Consider the following 20,626-nt stretch of genomic DNA (forward strand, 5'->3'; position numbering starts at 1 on the left):
CTTAAATTCTAGCACAGTTTTTAGCGTCGTTGCAATCAAATTTCTTCGATCTTTTCAACACCAGCGATCTGCATCGCCCTCTTCAGCAGAGCCTTGCATTGTAGCACGTTTTTTCGCGCTGTCTACAAGACCTTTCTGACTCATCGCTGTCTGCAAGGCAGTGTGGCGACGAGGGATCGAACTATAGCATGGGTTTTTACCGATGGCGTGAAATTCGTGAACTTCCCTTCAAGTTGCCAAAGCAACCGAGACCACGCCCTTCGCCATCGGCCCGTAGCCTGCCCTAGCGGGCAGGCTACGGGCGTGAGGCCTTGCCGCCTGTGCCAGGAATCGGGCCCGCATAGATAATGCGCGCACGATGGCATTGATTACTTTGTTAGACGCCCAACTGGCGTTCGGGCATGTGGCGCTTCTCGACCACGCCCAGTTTTCCCTGGAGAGCGGCGAACGTGTGGGCCTGATCGGTCGCAACGGCGCAGGGAAGTCCTCTTTGTTGAAGATTCTTGGCGGACTGGCCAAGGCCGATGACGGCCAGGTCCAGACGCAGTCCGGTATCCGCATTACTTATGTGGCGCAGGAGCCGGTGCTTGTGCCCGAGCAGACAATCTTCGAGTCGGCATCCGCCGGCATAGCCGAGGTGATTGCCGTGCGCGACCGCTACCTGGCTGGTGCCGAGGGCGAGGATCTCGATGCGCTGCAGTCCCAGATCGAGGCCTATGACGCCTGGAACTGGGAGCAGCGCGTGGAGGAGACTCTGCAGCGGCTGCACCTGGATCCCGAAGCCGTGGTGGGCACCCTGTCCGGCGGGATGAAGAAGCGCGTGGCACTGGCCCAGGCCCTGGTGGCGAGACCTGATGTACTGCTGCTGGATGAGCCGACCAACCACCTGGATCTTGACGCCATCGAGTGGCTGGAAGAGTTGCTGCTGAACTTCAAGGGCAGCGTGGTGACCATTACGCACGATCGATCCTTCCTGGACCGGGTTTCCACGCGCATCGTGGAGCTGGATCGTGGAACGCTGCGCTCGTATCCCGGCAATTTCGTCCAGTACCAGCAGACCAAGGAGGATCAGCTGGCCCAGGAGGCCGTGATCAATGCCAAGGCCGACAAGCTGCTGGCCCAGGAAGAGGTCTGGATCCGCAAGGGCGTGGAAGCCCGCCGCACGCGCAGCCAGAGCCGCATCGGCCGGCTTGAGCAGTTGCGGGCCAACCGCGCTGCCCGCCGCGAGGTGCTGGGAGGCGTGAAGATGGACATTGCGTCGGGCCGAGGCGACGGCTACCAGGGCAAGATCGTGGCCGAGCTGACGGATGTGGCCAAGTCCTTTGGCGACAAGAACATCGTCTCCCACTTCACCGCCACCATTTTGCGCGGAGACAAGGTGGGCCTGATCGGACCCAACGGCGCAGGCAAGACGACGCTGCTCAAGATGATTCTGGGCGAACTGGCACCTGACAGCGGCCAGGTGAGGCTGGGGGCGAATCTGCAGGTGGCGTACTTCGACCAGATGCGTCACCAGATCGACATGGATGCCACGCTGGAGGACTTCATCAGCCCCGGCAGCGAGTGGATCGAGATCGGCAGCCAGAAGAAGCACGTGAAGAGCTATCTGTCGGATTTCCTGTTCTCTCCGGCGCGCGCCCATTCCCCCGTTCGCTCGCTGTCTGGCGGGGAGCGCAACCGCCTGCTGCTGGCCCGGCTGTTTGCCCGGCCCGCGAATGTGCTGGTGCTGGACGAGCCGACCAACGATCTCGATATCGAGACGCTGGAAATGCTGGAAGACCTGCTGCAGAACTACGACGGCACCGTTTTTCTGGTCAGCCATGACCGCAGTTTCCTGGACAACGTGGTCACCAGCACCATCGCCTGGGAAGGCCCGGGCCAATGGCGCGAATATGAAGGCGGCGTGCAGGACTGGCTGGATCAGTCCCGCCGCAGCCGCGATCTGGCCGAGGCCGCGCAGCCCAAGCCATCCAAGGAAGAGGCCAAGCCCGTTGCGGCACGCAGCGACGGCAAGCCCAAGCGCAAGCTCAGCTACAAGGAGCAGCGTGAGCTCGATCAGTTGCCCGAAAGCATTGCAGCGCTGGAGGCAGAGCAGAAGTCCATTCGGGAAGCCTTGGCCGATGGTTCGCTGTATGCCAGCGACAATTCCCGCGCCGTTCAGTTGCATCAGCGCGATGGCGAGATCGATGAGCAGCTGATGGAGGCGCTGGAGCGCTGGAGCGCACTGTCGGAGTGAGCTTTCTTCGGACGAAAAAAAAGAGCGCATGGCGCTCTTTTTTCATGGGTGCCGCCAGGACCGGCCGTTGCACTCAAATGCGGTGGTGAACCTGGTCCGAACCTATGCGCAGCTTGCCCAGCAAGGCGGAGGCGATCTGGTTGAGGGGCAGCACCTCGTCGGCCGCACCATGGGCGATGGCCTCGCGCGGCATGCCGAAGACGATGCAGCTGGCTTCGTCCTGCACGAAGTTGTAGCTGCCCGCATCGCGCATTTCACGCATGGCGACCGCGCCATCGGCACCCATGCCGGTGAGCATGATGCCGTAGGCGTTGCGGCCCGCACAGGCCGCCACCGACTTGAAAAGCACCTCGACCGAAGGTTTGTGGCGATTCACGGGCGGGCTGTCATCCACCACGGCGACATAGTTGGCACCGCTGCGCTGCACGGAGAAATGCTTGCCGCCCGGTGCGATGTAGGCGTGGCCGGGCAGCAGCCGCTCGCCCTGCTGTGCTTCCTTCACGGTCATCTGGCACAGGCTGTTGAGCCGGGCCGCGAAGCTGGTGGTGAAGCCCGGCGGCATGTGCTGGGTGATGACGATGGCCGGGCAGTCGGCCGGCAGATGGGTGAGCACTTCACGGATGGCCTCGGTGCCGCCGGTGGAGGCACCGATGGCAATCAGCTTTTCCGTGGACAGCCGCCCCAGCAGCGACGCCGGTGCAGCCTGGCGCGGCGCGCTCATGCCAGCCGAGGCGGAGACCGGCGCCACCGCGCTGCCGGTGGCGGGAGCCGCACTGCGCGGAGCGACCGGCAGGCGCCGGACCTGGGCCACGGCAGCAACGCGGATCTTGTCCACGATCTGCGCGGCCAGCTCCTGCAGGCCGTTGGACACGCCCACGCGCGGCTTGGCCACGAAGTCGATGGCGCCCAGCTCCAGCGCGCGCATGGTGACCTCGGCGCCGCGCTCGGTCAGCGTGGAGATCATGACCACCGGCATGGGGCGCAGCCGCATGAGCCGGCCCAGGAAGTCGATGCCATCCATGCGGGGCATTTCCACATCGAGCGTGATCACGTCGGGATTCATCTCGCGGATCATCTCGCGTGCGATCAGCGGATCGTTGGCCGAGCCGATGCATTCCATGTCGTGCTGGCGATTGATGATCTCGGACAGCAGACTGCGCACCAGCGCAGAGTCGTCCACCACGATCACCCTGATTTTCCTGTCCATTCCTTTGAACCTTCCTCAAAACAGGTCGACCGAGCCGCCTGCCGTATTGCGTGCCACGACGGCTGCATTGCCGCGCGTGAATTCCTGCTGTACCAGCTCTTCCGGATGGGCATGTGCCAGGCGCTTGACCATGGCCTTGCCGCTGGCGGGAAAGAACACCACCTTGCGCGGGTAGATGTCCAGCACATCCTCCGAGACGATGGGGATGCGCTCGGTCTGCAGGTACTGCGTGACGAAGGCGGTATTGCGTTCGCCCACGTTCATGGTGGTGAAGTTGTGCATCACCTGGCCGCCGCCGAAGATCTTGGCCTGCAAAGACTCGCGCCGTGCACCGAGCTTGAGCATTTCGTTGATCAGCAATTCCATCGCGTACGAGCCGTAGCGGCCCGACGCATCGGCGGAGTCGCCGTCGGGCAGCATGAAATGGTTCATGCCGCCCACGCGCATGGTGCGGTCCCAGATGCAGGCCGAGATGCACGAGCCCAGCACGGTGACCAGGATCACGTCCTCGTTGGAGACGAAGTATTCGCCCGGCAGCACCTTGACGGCGTTGTGCTGGAAATGCGGGTCGTAGTAGAAGAACGACGCCTCGCCGGGGTAGCGCTGCTGGCGCTTGAGCTGCTCCAGCGAGGAGCGCGGCACCGGGTCGCCCGGCGCCGGGTAGTCCGCAGCGGTATAGCTGTTGATGCGCGGCGTGCGGCGGCGCTCCGAAGGCGGCGGGGGCGGTGCGAAGGCGGAGCGGTCTCCGATCATGGGAAGACCCCCTTGTGTGCGGCAGGACCTGCGTCAGCGGCGCTCATAGACCGTCTTCCCCTTGAGCGTGAACAGATCGCGCGAGTCGCTGAAGTTCTCGGCATGTCCGACGAACAGCAGGCCCCCGGGCTTCATGACGCGGTGGATGCGCTCCAGCACGCGGCGCTGCGTGGCCGCATCGAAGTAGATCATCACGTTGCGGCAGAAGACCACGTCGAAGGGATCGCGGAACGGCCAATCGTCACGGATCAGATTGACGTTGAGAAACTCCACCAGGCGGCGCAGCTCGGGCTTGACGCGCACCAGGCCCGCATTGCCGGCCTTGCCCCGCAGGAAGAAGCGGTGCAAGCGCTCGGCGCTCATGCCCTTGATGCTTTCGGCGCGATAGACACCGGCCGACGCCGTGTCCAGCACACGCGAGTCGATGTCGCTGGCCTGCAACTGGAAGCTGGGCGTGGCGCCCAGCACTTCCAGGGCCGTCATGACGATGGAGTAAGGCTCTTCCCCGGTCGAGGCCGCGTTGCACCAGACCTTCCAGGCCGTGCCGGCCGGCTTGCTGCGCAGATGCTGGGCAAAGATCTCGAAATGGTGCTGCTCGCGAAAGAACGCGGTGAGATTGGTGGTCAGCGCGTTCACGAACTCCTGCCACTCCACGCCATCGGACTGGGACTCCAGCCAGTCCAGGTAGGTAGCAAAGCTGTCGTAGCCCGTCTCGCGCAGGCGCCGCGACAGGCGGCTGTAGACCATGGCGTGCTTGCCATCGTGCAGGCTGATGCCGGCACGCTGGTAGATCAGCGCCTGCACGCGGGCGAAGTCCCGCGACGACCATTCGAATTCGCGCCCCTGGGCCAGGGGCCCGTTGGCTGCCCCGTCGTCGGCGACGGGGCGCGCGGCCAGTGCCGCATTGGAAGAACCGGATCGCATGAGGGCGCTCAGTGCAAGAACGGGTCTCAGTCGGCCGAAGCGACCAGGCCCATGTCCACGTTGTTCATGAGCTTTTCGATGTCCAGCAGGATGAGCATGCGCTCGCCCACCGAACCCAGGCCCAGGATGCAGCCGCTGTCGATGGCGCTTTCGATGTCCGGCGCGGGGCGCACGGCTTCGGGAGCCAGCTCCATCACGTCGCTGACCGAGTCCACCACGATGCCCACCACGCGGTTGCGCAGGTTCAGGATGATGACGACGGTGAAGCTGTTGTATTCGACCTGGGAGCAGTTGAACTTCAGGCGCATGTCCACGATGGGCACGATGGTGCCGCGCAGATTCACCACGCCCTTGATGAACTCCGGCGCATTGGCGATGCGCGTGGGCGGCTCGTAGCCGCGGATTTCCTGCACCTTCAGAATGTCGATGCCGTATTCCTCCTGGTCCAGGCGGAAGGTCAGGTACTCGCGCGCGCCGGTGGCGACGCCTGCAGTCTTAGCGATCACGCTCATTGCTCAGCTCCTCAACTGTCGGGCCCGCGCCGTGGTGGCGAAAGCCATGGTTTTTGGCGGCGCGCAGGCTCTGCCTGCGGCTCCGTCGTTTGTCGTCAGGTATCCCTGTCCCATTCAGTGGCGCGCGCGGCGCACCAGCGCACCCGTGTCCAGAATCAGCGCCACCGTGCCATCGCCCAGGATGGTGGCGCCCGAAACGTTGGGCACCTTGCGATAGTTCGATTCCAGGTTCTTGACAACCACCTGGTGCTGGCCCAGCAGCTCGTCGACCAGCAGGGCCACGCGGCTGCCGTCGGACTCGACCACCACCATGATGTTGCTGGACTGGCTGGTGTCGCTGCGCGGCACACGGAAGGTCTTTTCCAGCGCGAACACGGGCATGTACTCGTCACGCACCTTGACCAGTTGCGTGCCGTTGGCCACGGTGTTGACGTCCTCTTCCTTGACCAGGAAGGACTCGACCACCGAGGACAGCGGCAGGATGTAGACCTCGTCGCTGACGCCCACCGACATGCCGTCCATGATGGCCAGGGTCAGCGGCAGGCGAACGGCCACGCGCATGCCCTTGCCCTGGTTGGACTCGATCTCCACCGAGCCGCCCAGCGCCGCGATGTTGCGCTTGACCACGTCCATGCCCACGCCGCGCCCGGACACGTCGGTCACCACATCGGCCGTGGAGAAGCCCGGCGCGAAGATCAGCTGCCAGACATCCTGATCGGGCATGCTGTCCGAGACATCCATGCCGCGCTCGCGGGCCTTCTTGAGAATCTTCTCGCGGTTCATGCCGCGGCCGTCGTCGCGCACCTCGATGACGATGGAGCCGCCCTGATGGGAGGCTGCCAACGTCAGCGTGCCATGCTCGGACTTGCCAGCGGCCAGGCGCTCCTCGGGCATTTCGATGCCGTGGTCCACGCTGTTGCGCACCAGATGGGTCAGCGGGTCGGTGATCTTCTCGACCAGGCCCTTGTCCAGTTCGGTGGCTTCGCCCAGAGTGATCAGGTCGATCTTCTTGCCCAGCTTGCCGGCCAGGTCGCGCAGCATGCGCGGGAAGCGGCTGAACACGGTGGACATGGGAATCATGCGGATGGACATCACCGATTCCTGCAGGTCGCGCGTATTGCGGTCCAGATCGGCCAGGCCCGCCAGCAGTTGCTGGTAGGCCGATGCATCCAGCCCGTGGCTGTTTTGCGCCAGCATGGCCTGGGTGATGACCAGCTCGCCCACCAGGTTGATGAGCTGATCGACCTTGGCCACCGACACACGGATGCTGGTCGACTCCATCTGCGCCTGCTGCGCCTGGGCAGCCGTCTTGGCAGCAGGCTTGGCCGCGGCACCGGCCGGCTGGATGGCCAGCGCGCCGTCGGCCTGGGGCATGCCAGGTGCACCGTTGAAGAAGCCGTAGGCCTCTTCGGCGGGCGGAATGGCGACCGAGGCCAGGGCGGCGTCGGGATCGTGCGCGGCATGCTCTTCGGCGACGGGGGCTTCGGCCACCTGCACCGCTTCGGTTGCAGGAGCGGCCCCGGCCGCCTCATCGGCTGCCGTGATGCGAACCTGCTCCTTGGCCACGTGGAAGGCGAACAGATCGAGCAGGTCGTCGTCGGTGGACGAGGTCTGCACGGCAAAGAGGCGGCTTTGCGGCTGATCGCAGGCCAGGTCCTCGATGCGGCCCAGGCCGGGAATGTCGCGGAACAGTTCCTTGATGGCCTCGGCCATCTCCAGACGCTCCAGCGGACCGATCAGGATGTGCAGCGAACGGCCGCCACTGGCGGGTGCCGTTCCGACGGCGCCGCCCGATACGGGCGCGGCAGGCGCGGGCGCCTCGACCGGCGCTGCCACGGGAGCAGGCGCCGGTGCCGGTGCAGCGGCCGGGGCGGCTGTTGCAGGCACGGCACTGCGGCCTTCTGCCAGCATCTCGATGCGCGCCACCAGATCCGTGGTGGACAGGGCCTCGCCCTCGTTGCCGGCCTGGTGGCGTGCCAGCAGGCTGCGGCTGGCATCGGCCGACTCCAGCAGCACGTCGACCATTTCCGGAATCGGTGTGATCTCGTGCCGGCGCAGCCGGTCGAGCAGCGACTCCATGCGGTGCGTCAGCTCGGTCACATCGGCAAAGCCGAAGGTGGCCGCGCCGCCCTTGATCGAGTGCGCGCAACGGAAAATGCCGTTGAGCTCCTCGTCGTTGGCCGCCGACAGATCCAGATTCAGCAGCATCTGCTCCATCTGGTCGAGGTTCTCGGCCGCTTCTTCGAAGAAGATTTGATAGAACTGGCTCAGGTCGAAGTCTGCGCCCGCTCCTGCCCCATCCTGGTGTAGATCCGCCATCTTTGGTCCTGCTGTTTCCTGTTGCCCGTACTTATCGGCTCAACGCATTACTTTCTGAATGACTTCGATCAAACGGTTCGGATCGAAGGGCTTGACCAGCCAGCCCGTGGCGCCCGCAGCGCGTCCGGCCTGCTTCATCTGGTCGCTGGATTCGGTGGTGAGAATGAGAATGGGCGTGTTCTGGAACTTCGGGTTTTCGCGCAGCTTGCGCGTCAGGCCGATGCCATCGAGGCGCGGCATGTTCTGGTCGGCCAGCACCAGATCGACTTGTTCGAGCTGGGCCTTTTCGAGCGCATCCACGCCGTCCACGGCCTCCACGACGCGAAATCCCGCTCCTGCGAGGGTGAACGCCACCATCTTTCGCATCGAGGGGGAATCATCAACAGCCAGAATCGATCGCATGTATAGCTCCAACAGACGGGCAATAAAAGGTGGATGGGTGCATGGTCAGCGGTCAGAACAGTTCGACCGAGCCGGCATCCATCTCGCTTTGCGTGACGGGATTGGGCCGGTCGGGTATCGCCGGCAGGCCCAGGGAATCGTCCTCTCCCTCGTCCACACCCATGGTGGCTGCGGCCAACTGGAACGCGCAGCCTTGCAAAATCTTCGTAATATGGGCGATCAGTTGGGAGGACATGTCGTGAAACTGCAACTCGGTCACCGCCAGCCTCAACGTGGACCGGGCGGCATCGAGCTGGGGCAAGGCGGCTAGCGCCTCGCCGGCCAGCTGGCCATGGGTCTCGTCGAAACGGTCCAGCAGGTTCTGCGTTGCGTGATTGAGAAGGCCTTCCAGGCGCTGCAGATCGCGCATCGCCACCAGCAAGGCATCCTGCAGGTCTGCGGCCACCATGACGGGCATGGGGACGGCAGGCTCGCCCGAAGGCTTGTGCATTGACTGCATTGTTACTCCACCACCAGCGTTTCAGCCCAACGTGCGCCGTGCCTTGCAGCACGGCCAACCCTTGTCAATCGTTCACGGGAATGCCGCGCATCCCTTGGTGTACACGACCATTTGCATTTATGTTCCAAAATGTATCTCATGATAGCGCCCCCGGGGATGCCAGACCACCGCACAAGCCCTTGCGCATACTGCACATCGAGGATTCCGCCGCCGACCAGGCGCTGGCGCGGCTGAGCCTGCTGCGCGGCGGGCTGGTCTGCGAGATTGTCGTGGTCGACACGCTCGATGATGCCGCAGCTGCGCTGCACAACCAGGCATTCGACCTCATCCTGGCCGACTACCACCTGCCCGGCTTCACGGCGCTGGATGCCTGGGAGCTGGTTCGCCGCCAGCCCGGGCATCCGCCCTTCGTGCTGCTGTCCGGCGCCATCGGCGAGTCGGCCGCCGTGGATGTGATGCGCGAAGGCATCAGCGACTATCTGCTCAAGGACCACATCACGCGCCTGCCCCATGTGGTCTCGCATGCGCTGGAAGTGCACGAGGCCCGCCTGGCACGCCGGCGCGCGGCGGCCGAGCTGGCGGCGTCCGAGCGGCGCCTGGCCGACCTGACCGAGCACCTGCAGACCTCCACCGAGCGCGAGCGCGCCAGCATCGCCCGCGAGATCCACGATGACATCGGCGGCTCGCTGACCTCGGTGAAGTTCGACGTGGCCTGGATCGCGCGCAATGCGCCCGAGGGCGGGCTGCGCGAGCATGCGCTGGCTGCGCTGGAGATGCTGGAGCACGCGCTGGGCGCCAGCCAGCGCATCATGATGAACCTGCGCCCGCCCGTGCTGGACCAGGGACTGGTGGCCGCCGTCCAGTGGCTGGCCGAGAATTTCGAGCGCCGCACGGGCGTGCCCACCCGTGTGCGCAGCAGCCGCGAAAGCATGGACATCGCGCCCGACATCCAGGTCGTGGCCTACCGCACGGCCCAGGAGGCGCTGACCAACGTCGGCAAATATGCCCAGGCGCGCCATGTGGACATCGATCTCTCGGACCGCGAAGGTTTTCTCACGCTGGAGGTGACGGACGACGGCGTGGGCCTGGCCGACGGCGCCCGCGACAAGCCCGAATCCTTCGGCCTGCGCGGTCTGGGCGAGCGCGCGCGCACCGTTCGGGGCTGGCTGGATGTCAGCAGTCAAGCCGGACGCGGAACCTCGGTCATCGTCTCCATTCCGCTGGACGATGGCGGCGCTTGCCCTAATATCCCGGGCAATGAATGCTGAACGCCATGGCGGCGTGACCCTTTTTCCAGGAGGCCGACTTTGATCCACGTGGTGCTGTGCGACGACCATGCGGTGCTGCGCCGGGGCATCCGCGACACCCTGGCCGAGGCAGTGGACATCAGCGTCACCGCAGAAGCAGGCAGCTATGCCGAGCTGCGTGAGCAGCTGCGCACCGCCGCCTGCGACGTGCTGCTGCTGGACATCAACATGCCCGGCCGCAGCGGCCTGGAGGCCCTGGCCAGCGTGCGCGAGACCCATCCGCTGATCAAGGTGCTCATGGTCTCCATGTACCCCGAGGACCAGTACGCGCTGCGCTGCCTCAAGGCGGGCGCCCAGGGATATGCCAACAAGGCGGGCGATCCGATGCTGCTGATCGAGGCCGTGCGCACGGTGGCCACGGGCCGCAAGTACCTGACGTCCGAAGTGGCCCAGATGCTGGCCGACAGCCTGGCCCAGCCCGCACCCCAGGTGCCGCATGAAAGCCTGTCCGAGCGTGAGCTGCAGACGCTGATCAAGATCGCGGCCGGGCAGCGGCTGACCGACATTGCCACCGAGCTGATGCTCAGCCCCAAGACCGTCAGCGTCTACCGGGCGCGCGTGCTGGAAAAACTGCAGATGAGCAGCAACGCCGAACTCACGGCCTACGCCATCCACAACCAGCTGATCTGAGGCTTTTGCGGCCGGCAGAGCGGAAAATCTGTTGTTTTTCACAACTGCTTACATTGAGGTGCCAAACACCGCGATGCCGCGCTGCAGCAAGGCGACCAGGGGCTGCTCGAGCAGCGGCAGCGTGGCCATCAATCCCGTCAGGCCCACGGTGAGCGTGACCGGGAAGCCCACGGCATAGATGTTCATCTGCGGTGCCACGCGCGAAATGATGCCCAGCACCAGGTTCACGAACAGCAGCATGGCGACCATGGGCAGGGCGATCCAGAAGGCGCTGGCAAAGACCGCCGCCCCCATCTCGTGCAGCCGCATCTGGTTGATGGCCTGCAGGAAGCTGCCGTCCACAGGAAACGCCTCGTAACTCTTGAGCACGGCCATCAGCACCAGCAGGTGTCCGTTGATGACGATGAACAGCAGCGTGGAAATCTGGACCATGAAGCGCGCCACGGCGCTGAGCTGGGCATTGGTCGTGGGATCGAAGAAGCTGGCGAAGTTCAGGCCCATCTGCAGGCCGACCACCTCGCCCGCCACCTCCACGGCGGCAAACACCAGGCGCACGGCAAAGCCCACGGCCAGTCCCACGCCGACCTGCTGTATCAGCGTCCCCAGCGCCTGCGGCGAGTTGATGCCGATCACGGGCTGATCGCCCAGCACGGGCTGCGCGCACACCGCGACCAGGAAGGCCAGGCCGATCTTCAGCCGCATGGGAATGACGCGCTGCGAGAACACGGGAGCCACGGAAAACATGGCCAGCACGCGCAGAAACGGCCAGAGAACTGGCGACAGCCAGGCCACCAGTTGGGCTTCGCTGAAGGTGATCACGGCGGCGTTTCCTGCGCGCGGCGAAGGGCTCAGCCCACCGCCTGCGGAATGGTCTCTATGGTGCGGCGGATGAAATCCACCAGCGTGCTCAGCATCCACGGACCGGCAATGGCAAACACCAGCACGGCGGAGATGAGCTTGGGCACGAAGGCCAGCGTGGCCTCATGCACCTGGGTCACCGCCTGGAAGACACTGACGGCCAGGCCCACGGCCAGCACCACGCCCAGCACGGGCATGGAGATCATGAGCAGCAAGGTCAGTGCCTCGCGGCCGAAGGTGAGCACGTATTGGGAGGTCATGGAAGGATTTCCAATAAAACGGGACTAGACGGCGAAGCTGGCCGCCAGCGATCCGATGAGCAGGTTCCAGCCATCGGCCAGCACGAAGAGCATGAGCTTGAACGGCAGGGCCACCAGCACGGGCGACAGCATCATCATGCCCAGCGACATCAGGATCGAGGACACGACCATGTCGATGACCAGGAAGGGGATGAAGATCATGAAGCCGATCTGGAACGCCGTCTTCAGCTCGCTGGTCACGAAGGCCGGCACCAGCACGCGCAGCGGCGCGGTCTCTGCGGTGACGCCGGCTTCGAGCTTGGCCAGGCGCGCGAACAGCGCAAAGTCCGACTGGCGCGTCTGCTTGAGCATGAAGTCGCGCATGGGCGCCTCGGCCTTTTCAATGGCCTGCTCGAAGGTCGCGGCATTCGTGGTGTAGGGCACATAGGCCTCCTGGTACACGCGGTCCAGGGTGGGTCCCATGACGAACAGCGTCAGGAACAGCGACAGGCCGATGATCACCTGGTTGGGCGGCGCCGACTGCGTGCCCAGCGCCTGGCGCATCAGCGACAGCACGATGACGATGCGGGTGAAGCCCGTCATCATCAAAAGGATGGCCGGCAGGAACGACAGCGCCGTGAAGAACAGCAGGGTCTGGATGGGCACCGAAAAACTGGTGCCACCGCTGCCCTGGCCGATGACCAGCGGCAGGCTGGCGGGCGCGCCCTGCGCCCAGGAGGCCAGGGGCGTGGCGCAGCACAGCGCCAGCGCTGCGGCGCCGGCGGCCTGGCTCAGCGTGCGCGCCGGGCGCTTGCAGGAATATTCAGACATTCGCACCGTCCGCAGGCAGGCTGCGCGCTTGCGCCATCGCAGCCGAAAAATCAGCAGGGGCCGGGGCCTGCAGCACATGCAGGCACTGGATGCTTTGCGCCGTGACGCCCAGCACCAGCCGCACGGTCTGCGCGCCCTCGCCCACTTCCACCGTCACCACCCGCTGCTGCGGGCCCACGCCCACGGCGCCCAGCACCCGCGACTGCAGGCCGGCTGCGCCACGCAGCGCAGCCGTGCGCTGCTGAAAGCGGCGCAGCAGCCAGGGCAGAGCAGCCATGGCCGTGACCAGGGCCACGACCGTGAGCAGGGTCGGCCACAGCGGGCCCATGCCGGCGCTCTCAGCCACGGCTGACCCGGCGCAGGCGCTCGGACGGCGTGACCACGTCGGTCAGGCGGATACCGAACTTGTCGTTGACCACCACCACCTCGCCCTGGGCGATCAGGTAGCCGTTGACCAGCACGTCCATGGGCTCGCCGGCCAGTGCGTCGAGTTCGACCACCGAGCCCTGGGCCAGCTGCAGGATGTACTTGATCGGCACCTTGGTGCGGCCCAGTTCCACCGACAGCTGCACCGGGATGTCCAGCACCATGTTGATGTCGTTGACCGGCACGTCGCCGCCACCGGCGTAGGGGCGCACGGGCTCGCCCGTCAGCGGGCCGCCCTGTTCCGCCTCCAGCTTGGCGTCGCGCTCGCGCTGCTCGTCCAATGCCTCTGCCCATCCCGAGAACGGATCGTCGCCAGCGGGCTTTTGCGTGTCTTCAGTTGCCATTGTTTTCTCCCATCCAGCCAGCATCGGCACCGCGCAGGCAGTGCTCGACACGGATTGCATACTTGTCGTTGTGAGTGCCGTACTGGCACTCGAAAATCGGAACGCCGCCGATGGAGGCGCGGATCAGCGGCTCGCGGTCGAGTTCGATGAAATCGCCGGGGCGCATGGCCAGCAGCTGCTCCACCGTGGCGTCGGCGCGCGCCAGTTCGGCCACCAGGGTCACCTCGGCGGCCTGGATTTCGCGCTTGAGCACCTTGACCCAGCGGCGGTCCACTTCAATGGAGTCGCCCTGCGTGGAGGAGTACAGGACATCACGGATGGGCTCCAGCGTCGCATAGGGCATGCAGATGTGGATGGAGCCCGAGATGTCACCGATCTCCAGCTGGAAGGCCGTGGACACGACGATTTCGCTGGGGGTGGCAATGTTGGCGAACTGCGGCTGCATCTCCGAGCGCTGGTAGCCCAGCTCCAGCGGATAGATGCCGTGCCAGGCCTTCTTGTATTCCTCGCAGATCACGTTGACCAGGCGGTTGATCACGCGCTGCTCGGTGTGCGAGAAATCCCGCCCTTCGATGCGCGTCTGCAGCCGGCCCGTGCCGCCGTACAGCGTGTCGATGACGCCGAACACCAGCGAGGGATCGCAGACCACCAGGCCGCTGCCGCGCAGCGGGCGGATGGCGACGATGTTGAAGTTGGTGGGCACCACCAGCTCGCGCAGGAAGGCGCTGTAGCGCTGCACCGACACCGTGCCCACCGACACCTCGGGGCTGCGGCGGATGAAGTTGAACAGGCCGATGCGGAAGTTGCGGGCAAAGCGCTCGTTGACGATCTCCATCGTCGGCATGCGCCCGCGCACGATGCGCTCCTGGCTGGAGATGTCGTACTGGCGGATGATGCCCGCCTCGACCTCCTCGGTCGTGGATTTCTGGCTCTCGCCGGTCACGCCCTCCAAAAGGGCATCGACTTCTTCCTGGGAGAGAAACGAATCGCTCATGGCGCCTTGCCTCCCCGGTTACTGGATGATGAAGCTGGAGAACAGCACGCGGCGCACGGGGTTCTTGCCAGGGGAGCGGCGGCGCTCGCCATCTTCGTCCTCTGCATCCTCGTCGCGGCTGCGCTTCTTGGCCTTGGCCTGGTTGCCGTAGCCCAGCGGTGCGGACACTTCGTTGAGCACGTCGGCAGCCAGGCGTTCCTTGCCGTCGCGCTCCAGCAACTCCTCGGCCGTGCGCTGGGACACCAGCATCAGGATGCCGTTGCGGATGCTGGGCAGGTACTGCTTGACCGTAGTGGCCGTCTTCTCGTCGGCCAGCTCCAGCGTGATGCCGATCTGCACGAAGCGGTCGCCGCCCGGGTCGGACAGATTGACCACCAGGCTGTCCAGCGGCAGGAAGGTGGGAACCGTGACGGCCGCCTTGCTGGAGCCGCCCTCCTCCTCATCGGCATTGCTGTGCCGCTTGGACAGCAGGATGAAGGCAGCGGCCGCGCCTATGGCCAGGACGGCGATGATGACGATCAGCACGATCAGCTTCTTGCCCTTGGCCGGGGCGGGAGCTGCATTGTTGGCGGCATTGGGTGTGGCAGACACTGGAATTCCTCTGGGTGAGCGGGACCGCCACGCGCTCGCGCATCATGCGCGGCGCCATGACGCAGCAGGCCCATGGCAGGAATTATTCGGCGATTGGACCTCGGGCCATGGCCTGAATAAGCGCATGAAACCCCGGTTTCTCGCTGGCTTGATGGCCCCCAAACGCCACAGGCCGGGCAGCTTGTCGCCACCCGGCCTGTTCTGAAAACCCGGAAAACGGCGCATGCGCCGCCCCGCAAGAAGCGCAGGAAGAATCAGACGAACAGATCCACCCCGCCTGCCGCCGCGCGGCCACCAGCCTGTGCGGCACCATTGCCGCCCGTGACGCCGGCGGCATCGACCATGGCGCTCACGCGGCCCTGGCGCGCCTGGGCATCCGCGCCCTGGCGGCCCCCCGCCTCGCCATTGCCGGACTGGCCGCCCGCGTCCACGCTGACGCCGGCCAGTTGCAGGCCCTGGGCCTGCAGCAGCTCGCGCAGCTGGTCGGCACCGTTGCCCAGCCATTCGCGCGCCTGCGATTCGCTGGCGCCAAAGCGCACATGGGCCTCGTTGCCCTGCAGGCTGACCTGCACCTGGATGGCCTTGCCCTCATGCTCGACAGACAGCGAGGCGTTCTGGCTCTTGTTGTGCACCCAGAAGGCCACCTGCTCGGACACCTGCTGCTCGCGCTCGGTGGAGTTGCCCGGCTGTGCCTGGGCATCGGGCTGGGCCAAGGCTGCGCCATTGTGTCCGGCGGCCTGCTGTCCCAGGGACTGGCCGGCGTGGGCCGCGCCCACGGCGGCTGCAACCCCATGCAATCCGTTGGCGGCAGACTCTGCGGAGCCGGTGCCACCTTCGCGGGCCCGCTCGAACAGGCCGCGCCATTCCGCGGGCCGCACCGCCGCCATGCCGTTGAGCGCAATGCCCGACGCCAGGGCCGCGTCCTGCCGCACGCCGGGCGCCAGTGCCTGGGGTGTGTGCTCATGCGTGGCCTGGGCTGCAGATGCCGTGCGCGCTGCGGCGGCCGTCAGCGCCGCGTCGGACTGCACGGCGGCCAGCACATCGGCCGCCTGTGTCTGTGCCTGAGCGCCCTGGCGCGCAGCGGTATCGGCGGGCGTGCCGGCTGCAGCGGCATCCACTGCGCCAGCCAGCGCCGCCGTGTTGGCGTTCGCGGCCAGCGCCGCGCCTGCGGCATCGCCCGCTGCAGGTTGCGGCGCCATGAAGGCGGCATGCGCCACCACGCCCTGTTCCTGGCGCAAGGCCAGCATGGCGGCACTGCCCCGGCCAGACAACCAGTCGCCCGCCACGCCCTGCAGCATGTCGCGGTCGCCCTTGCCATCGAGGTGGGCGGTCTGCCCGACCAGGCTGAGCCAGGGCGCCTGGCCGTTGGCGGCCAGCAGCATGGCATCGGCCTGCGCGGAAGTGGCCATATCGGCCGTCTCCGCCTGGGGCTGCAGCGGCAATTGCGTCTGCAGCAGCCCCTGCGCCAGGCCGGACAGGTCAGCCGGATCCTTCAGGCTGCCCTGAATTGCACCCTTGAGGCTGGCCAGTGCGCCGGCCCCCTCATCGCCGAGGACCTGGCCCAGGTCCGGCAGTCCGCCAATGCCATCCATGGCGGCCAGCAGCGAGGAAAAGCCTGCGGCCTGCTCATTGGACGGCGGCTGCGCCGCGCGCGCGGAACGCACGCCCTCCATGGTGCGCTGCATGGCGCTGCGCGCGTCGGCGCGCTGTTCGATCTGGTTGGTGGACATGCGTCAAGCCTCCTGGAATGTCAGCCCGAAGCTGCGGCGGAAAAACTGGATGGCCGCACGTTCGTCGGTTTCCTTTTGCTCGCGGCGCATCTGGCCCAGCGCCAGGTCGCGGCGGCGCACCTCGACCACCTTGCGCAGGCTGCTGACCCGCAGCTCGCAGGCCATCAAGGCCTTTTGCGCGGCCTCCAGGCGGATGGCCAGGTCGGCCAGCACCCGTGTCTGCAGGCCGATGGCGTGCTGCAGGCGGTCCATGAACTGGTATTGGTGGAACATGACTTCGGGCTGCACGGACTGGTTCTGCTGCACGCCCCAGCGTGCCTGCATTTCCTGCACGTAGTGCTGCAGCTGGTCCATCTGCGCCTGCGCCGCCTGCTGCGAGCGCTGACGCTCCTGCACCGCCTGGCGCGCCTCGTCACGCTTGCGCGACGCGGCATCGATGGCCACCATCAAGGCATTCAAGGACGACATACCGGGTTTTCCTCCCTGTGTTCGCTGTTGCGTTATCTCAGTGCCGCGTCACCGCATCACTGACCACCGAGCGCGGCGGCCATGCCCGAGATGCTCTCGTCCATGGAAGCCGACTCGAACATGCTTTGCTGCAGAAAGGCCGCCATGGCCGGCTGCAGCCGTATCGCCTCGTCCATCTGCGGGTCCGAGCCCGCCATGTAGGCGCCGACCTGGACCAGGTCCCGGCCCTTCTGGTAGCGCGAATAGACAGCGCGAAAGCGCCGCGCCAGCTCGAAGTGCTCGCGCGAGACCACGTTGTGCATCACGCGCGAGGCCGATTGCTCGATGTCGATGGCCGGGTAGTGGCCCGACTCGGCCAGCGCCCGCGACAGCACGACGTGGCCGTCCAGAATGGCGCGTGCCGCATCGGCGATCGGGTCCTGCTGGTCGTCGCCCTCGGACAGCACGGTGTAGAAGGCCGTGATCGATCCCACGCCGTTGAGGCCGTTGCCGCTGCGCTCGACCAGGGCCGGCAGCTTGGCAAAGCACGACGGCGGATAGCCCTTGGTGGCCGGTGGCTCGCCAATGGCCAGCGCGATCTCGCGCTGGGCCATGGCATAGCGCGTCAGCGAATCCATGAGCAGCAGCACATGCTGGCCCTTGTCGCGGAAATGCTCGGCGATGGCCGTGGCGTAGGCGGCACCCTGCATGCGCAGCAGCGGCGGCGCATCGGCCGGCGCGGCCACCACCACGGCGCGGCTGCGGTCCTGTGCGCCGAGGATGTCCTCGACGAACTCCTTGACCTCCCGGCCGCGTTCACCGATCAGGCCGACGACGATCACGTCCGCCTGGGTGTAGCGCGCCATCATGCCCAGCAGCACGGACTTGCCCACGCCCGAGCCTGCGAACAGGCCCAGCCGCTGGCCCCGGCCCACGGTGAGCAGGGCGTTGAGCGAGCGCACGCCGGTGTCCAGCGTCTCGCGCACCGGGTCGCGGTCCATGGCGTTGATGGGGTTGCGGTCCAGCAGATCGGCCGTGACGTCGGCCAGCGGCCCGCCATGGTCCAGCGGCTGCCCCTGCGAATCCACGACACGGCCCAGCAGGCCGCTGCCGATGGGCAGGCGCAACACGCCGGCCGCCATGGACACGGGCTCTTCGGGACCGTCGCCAAAGCGCAGCGGGGCGACAAAGGGTTCGGCCGGCGTCACGATGGCGCCGCTGGACAGCCCCTGGATGTCGCCCGCAGGCATCAGGAACGCACGCTCGCCGGCAAAGCCGACGACTTCGGCCAGCACCGGGTCCTGGCCTGCCTGGCGTATCCAGCACTGCGAGCCCACCGGCACCTGCAGGCCCGTGGCCTCCAGCACCAGGCCGGTCAGGCGCGTGAGCGTGCCGTGGGTTTCCAGCGGAATGTCGCTGTGCAGGCGGGCGCGGGCATTGGACAGCAGCTGCTGCCAGGGCTTGCCGGCGTCGGCCAGGGAGGCATCAACCGGCATCACGTTCTCCGTCATACCAGGTGGAGACCAGGCCCAGCGCGGCCACGGCGCGGCGCCAGCGCTTGTCCATGCCGGCATCGACCTGGGCACCGCCCGATTCCACGCGCACATCGCCCTGGGCCACGCCAGCGTCGCTGATCCACTGCACCTTGGACTGGGCGCCATGCTCGGCGCGCAGCGCCTCGTCCAGCACGGCGAAGTCGGCAGGGTTCAGGCGCACGGTGGCGGCGCGGCCGTCGGAGGCCAGCATGTCCAGCGCCTCGCGCACCACGGGCAGCAGGGCCTGGGGCTGGCTGCGCAGCTCCTGGCGGACCACCTGGCGCGCGATGTCGCAGGCCAGGTTCAGCAATTCCTGCGCCGCATCCGCCTGCAGCTGCTTGAAGCCGGCGTCCAGGCCGGACAGCAGCGCGTCCACGCGCTGCGCCGTCTCGCGGCCCGTGCCGGAGACATAGTCATCCATGTGCTGCTGCCACTGCTGCCGGGCTTCCTGACGGCCTTGCTCCAGGCCCTCGGCATGGCCTTCGGCGCGTGCCTGCTCCAGCAATTCATGCAGCCGCTCCTCGTCCACGGCGGGGGTGGATGCCGCCGTGCCTGGCGCGTCGGCGTCGACATCCAGCACCATGGAATCGGCGTCCAGCCGGGGCGCATCGGAGCGCCCGGGCAGCGACAGGCTGTGGAAGCCGGACGAGGAAGCGGGTGTGCGCGCCATGCCGGCGCCACCGGGTGCAGCCTGTGCATCGGGGGCGCCCTGAATGTTCGGCAGGCCGGGCAGGCTTTGCAGGCCGCCCATGTGGTCCACGGCACCAAAGCGCCACTGCACCACCTGGCGCTCGTCAATCTCCTCGGAGGGAATGAAGCGCGAGTTCATCCCACTAGACATAGCTGTCCTCCGCCCCGCTGCCGATGGTGATCTGGCCTTCTTCGGCCAGACGGCGCACCACCTTCAGGATTTCCTTTTGCTGCGCTTCCACTTCGGACAGGCGCATCGGGCCGCGGCCTTCCAGGTCCTCGCGCAGCGACTCGGCCGCACGCATGGACATGTTGGCCAGGATCTTGTCGCGCACTTCCATCGAACCGCCCTTGAGCGCGATGATCAGCGTCTCGGACACCACTTCGCGCAGCACCAGCTGCACCGAGCGGTCGTCCAGTTTGACCAGGTCGTCGAACACGAACATCTTGTCCATGATCTTCTGGGCCAGGTCCGGGTCGTAGTTGCGGATGGTGTCCAGCACGGCCACGTCGGCATTGCCGCCGAGGTTGTTGATCATCTCGGCTGCCGTCTTGACGCCGCCCAGCGAGGTCTTGCGGATCTTGTCGCCGCCGGCCAGCACCTGGAACAGCACCTCGTTGAGGTCCTTGAGCGCGGTCGGCTGAATGCCTTCCAACGTGGCCACGCGCAGCATGACTTCGCTGCGAAAGCGTTCGGGCAGCTGCATCAGCACGGCAGCAGCCTGCTCGTGCTCCAGGTGAACCAGGATGGCGGCCACGATCTGCGGATGCTCGCCGCGCAGCAGTTCGGCCACCGACAGCGGGTCCATCCACTTCAGGCTTTCGATGCCGGAGACATCGCCGCCCTGCAGGATGCGGTCGATCAGCAGCGCGGCCTTGTCGTCGCCCAGGGCGCGCTTGAGCACCGAGCGCACATAGCCGCTGGCGTCGTCCACCAGCAGGCTTTGCGCGGCCGCGTCATCGGCAAAGCGGTTGATGACGAAGTCCACCTTCTCGCGCGAGACGCCGCGCATGTGCGCAATGGTCTCGCCGAGCTTTTGCACTTCCTTGGGTGTGAGGTGCTTGAACACCTCGGCCGCTTCCTCCTCGCCCAGGGAGACCAGCAAGATGGCGGCGTCGTTCAGGCCTCGTTCGTCCATATCTCAGCAATCC

22 protein-coding genes are annotated in these 20,626 nt (G+C 66.3%); 3 read left to right on the forward strand and 19 right to left on the reverse strand.

Annotated features, from left to right (window positions below; translation table 11 throughout):
* Positions 1-358 precede the first annotated feature (358 nt).
* Positions 359-2,236 carry an ATP-binding cassette domain-containing protein gene (locus ACF8NF_RS12890; RefSeq protein ID WP_016449337.1) on the forward strand — a complete coding sequence of 626 codons (1,878 nt, stop codon included), beginning with the start codon at positions 359-361 and terminating at the stop codon, positions 2,234-2,236.
* A 73-nt stretch (positions 2,237-2,309) separates the two neighbouring features.
* On the opposite strand, the gene ACF8NF_RS12895 is transcribed toward ACF8NF_RS12890, so the two are convergent.
* From ACF8NF_RS12895 to ACF8NF_RS12925, 7 genes are all read right to left on the reverse strand, one after another.
* Entirely contained in the window at positions 2,310-3,443 is a 1,134-nt protein-coding gene (locus tag ACF8NF_RS12895; protein ID WP_034366524.1) for a chemotaxis response regulator protein-glutamate methylesterase, read from the reverse strand.
* Positions 3,444-3,458: 15 nt separating this feature from the next.
* Positions 3,459-4,196 (reverse strand): chemoreceptor glutamine deamidase CheD, encoded by a 738-nt coding sequence (cheD, locus tag ACF8NF_RS12900; protein ID WP_016449335.1) that lies wholly within the window; start codon positions 4,194-4,196, stop codon positions 3,459-3,461.
* Positions 4,197-4,229: 33 nt separating this feature from the next.
* Entirely contained in the window at positions 4,230-5,120 is an 891-nt protein-coding gene (locus ACF8NF_RS12905; protein ID WP_016449334.1) for a CheR family methyltransferase, read from the reverse strand.
* 26 nt (positions 5,121-5,146) lie between these two features.
* Positions 5,147-5,632, reverse strand: a complete 486-nt coding sequence (locus ACF8NF_RS12910) for a chemotaxis protein CheW (RefSeq protein WP_016449333.1) — start codon at positions 5,630-5,632, stop codon at positions 5,147-5,149.
* Positions 5,633-5,746: 114 nt separating this feature from the next.
* On the reverse strand, positions 5,747-7,951 hold the full coding sequence (locus ACF8NF_RS12915; protein WP_047327038.1) for a chemotaxis protein CheW: 2,205 nt from the start codon (positions 7,949-7,951) through the stop codon (positions 5,747-5,749).
* Between the two features lie 39 nt (positions 7,952-7,990).
* Entirely contained in the window at positions 7,991-8,353 is a 363-nt protein-coding gene (locus ACF8NF_RS12920; RefSeq protein WP_016449331.1) for a response regulator, read from the reverse strand.
* Positions 8,354-8,405: 52 nt separating this feature from the next.
* Complete coding sequence (locus ACF8NF_RS12925; RefSeq protein ID WP_016449330.1) at positions 8,406-8,852, reverse strand: hypothetical protein; 447 nt, start codon at positions 8,850-8,852, stop codon at positions 8,406-8,408.
* Between the two features lie 119 nt (positions 8,853-8,971).
* Between ACF8NF_RS12925 and ACF8NF_RS12930 the strand changes: the two genes are divergently transcribed.
* Together ACF8NF_RS12930 and ACF8NF_RS12935 are read left to right on the forward strand one after the other, a co-directional pair.
* Entirely contained in the window at positions 8,972-10,120 is a 1,149-nt protein-coding gene (locus ACF8NF_RS12930; RefSeq protein ID WP_016449329.1) for a response regulator, read from the forward strand.
* A gap of 39 nt (positions 10,121-10,159) precedes the next feature.
* The gene (locus ACF8NF_RS12935) at positions 10,160-10,789 is read left to right on the forward strand and encodes a response regulator transcription factor (RefSeq protein ID WP_016449328.1); all 630 of its coding nucleotides are present in this window, start codon (positions 10,160-10,162) and stop codon (positions 10,787-10,789) included.
* A 48-nt stretch (positions 10,790-10,837) separates the two neighbouring features.
* On the opposite strand, the gene fliR is transcribed toward ACF8NF_RS12935, so the two are convergent.
* From fliR to fliG, 12 genes are all read right to left on the reverse strand, one after another.
* Positions 10,838-11,608: a flagellar biosynthetic protein FliR gene (fliR, locus tag ACF8NF_RS12940; protein ID WP_012202582.1), complete on the reverse strand. Its 771-nt coding sequence runs from the start codon at positions 11,606-11,608 to the stop codon at positions 10,838-10,840.
* Positions 11,609-11,637: 29 nt separating this feature from the next.
* The gene (gene fliQ, locus ACF8NF_RS12945) at positions 11,638-11,907 is read right to left on the reverse strand and encodes a flagellar biosynthesis protein FliQ (RefSeq protein ID WP_012202581.1); all 270 of its coding nucleotides are present in this window, start codon (positions 11,905-11,907) and stop codon (positions 11,638-11,640) included.
* 24 nt (positions 11,908-11,931) lie between these two features.
* Positions 11,932-12,717 (reverse strand): flagellar type III secretion system pore protein FliP, encoded by a 786-nt coding sequence (gene fliP / locus ACF8NF_RS12950; RefSeq protein ID WP_016449327.1) that lies wholly within the window; start codon positions 12,715-12,717, stop codon positions 11,932-11,934.
* Entirely contained in the window at positions 12,710-13,045 is a 336-nt protein-coding gene (locus ACF8NF_RS12955) for a flagellar biosynthetic protein FliO (protein ID WP_012202579.1), read from the reverse strand. The genes fliP and ACF8NF_RS12955 overlap by 8 nt, the downstream gene beginning before the upstream one ends.
* A 10-nt stretch (positions 13,046-13,055) precedes the next feature.
* On the reverse strand, positions 13,056-13,487 hold the full coding sequence (gene fliN, locus ACF8NF_RS12960) for a flagellar motor switch protein FliN (protein WP_016449326.1): 432 nt from the start codon (positions 13,485-13,487) through the stop codon (positions 13,056-13,058).
* Complete coding sequence (gene fliM / locus ACF8NF_RS12965) at positions 13,477-14,481, reverse strand: flagellar motor switch protein FliM (RefSeq protein ID WP_016449325.1); 1,005 nt, start codon at positions 14,479-14,481, stop codon at positions 13,477-13,479. Before fliM ends, fliN begins: the two co-directional genes overlap by 11 nt.
* An 18-nt stretch (positions 14,482-14,499) precedes the next feature.
* Positions 14,500-15,072 carry a flagellar basal body-associated protein FliL gene (fliL, locus tag ACF8NF_RS12970; RefSeq protein WP_016449324.1) on the reverse strand — a complete coding sequence of 191 codons (573 nt, stop codon included), beginning with the start codon at positions 15,070-15,072 and terminating at the stop codon, positions 14,500-14,502.
* Between the two features lie 254 nt (positions 15,073-15,326).
* Positions 15,327-16,802 (reverse strand): flagellar hook-length control protein FliK, encoded by a 1,476-nt coding sequence (locus ACF8NF_RS12975; RefSeq protein ID WP_017403972.1) that lies wholly within the window; start codon positions 16,800-16,802, stop codon positions 15,327-15,329.
* Between the two features lie 3 nt (positions 16,803-16,805).
* Positions 16,806-17,270, reverse strand: a complete 465-nt coding sequence (gene fliJ / locus ACF8NF_RS12980) for a flagellar export protein FliJ (RefSeq protein WP_016449322.1) — start codon at positions 17,268-17,270, stop codon at positions 16,806-16,808.
* Between the two features lie 56 nt (positions 17,271-17,326).
* Entirely contained in the window at positions 17,327-18,745 is a 1,419-nt protein-coding gene (gene fliI / locus ACF8NF_RS12985; protein ID WP_016449321.1) for a flagellar protein export ATPase FliI, read from the reverse strand.
* A complete protein-coding gene (locus ACF8NF_RS12990; RefSeq protein WP_016449320.1) occupies positions 18,735-19,625 on the reverse strand; it encodes a FliH/SctL family protein in 891 nt (296 codons plus the stop codon). Before ACF8NF_RS12990 ends, fliI begins: the two co-directional genes overlap by 11 nt.
* Complete coding sequence (gene fliG, locus ACF8NF_RS12995) at positions 19,618-20,613, reverse strand: flagellar motor switch protein FliG (protein WP_012202571.1); 996 nt, start codon at positions 20,611-20,613, stop codon at positions 19,618-19,620. The genes ACF8NF_RS12990 and fliG overlap by 8 nt, the downstream gene beginning before the upstream one ends.
* Between the last annotated feature and the right edge of the window lie 13 nt (positions 20,614-20,626).

The sequence above is a fragment of the Delftia sp. WSY_22 genome (assembly GCF_043104185.1).
Classification (GTDB): domain Bacteria; phylum Pseudomonadota; class Gammaproteobacteria; order Burkholderiales; family Burkholderiaceae_C; genus Comamonas; species Comamonas tsuruhatensis.